The sequence below is a fragment of the Bradyrhizobium sp. 61 genome (assembly GCF_023073075.1).
In the GTDB taxonomy this organism is placed as follows: domain Bacteria; phylum Pseudomonadota; class Alphaproteobacteria; order Rhizobiales; family Xanthobacteraceae; genus Bradyrhizobium; species Bradyrhizobium barranii.
In genome coordinates, this window is record NZ_JADPIU010000031.1 from 1 (window position 1) to 559 (window position 559).

General features: G+C 64.8%; 1 protein-coding gene. It reads left to right on the forward strand.

The window, feature by feature from the left end:
- The coding region (locus IVB46_RS10240; RefSeq protein WP_346016126.1) for an ATP-binding protein at positions 1-559 on the forward strand (559 nt) is incomplete at both ends.

Here is a 559-nt window from a genome sequence, read left to right on the forward strand (position 1 = left end):
TGATGACCATGGTCTCCGAGCTGGTCCTGACCCGCAACCAGCTGCTGGAGATCTCCCGCCGCAACGAGGACACCGAGTTCAAGGTGCCGTTGCAGCGCCTGTCCAACGTCACCGCCGAGCTGCAGGAAGGCGTCATGAAGACGCGCATGCAGCCGATCGGCAATGCCTGGCAGAAGCTGCCCCGCATCGTCCGCGATCTGTCGAGCGAACTCGGCAAGCAGATCGAGCTGGAGATGCACGGCGCCGACACCGAGCTCGACCGCCAGGTGCTCGACCTGATCAAGGACCCGCTCACCCACATGGTGCGCAACTCCGCCGACCATGGCCTGGAGACCCCCGCCGAGCGTCTCGCGTCCGGCAAGGGCGAGCAGGGCACCATCCGCCTGTCCGCCTATCACGAGGGCGGCCACATCATCATCTGCATCGCCGACAACGGACGCGGCCTCAACACCGAGAGGATCAAGGCCAAGGCGATCTCCTCAGGTCTCGTCACCGAGGCCGAGCTCGAGAAGATGAGCGAAGCCCAGATCCACAAGTTCATCTTCGCGCCCGGCTTCTC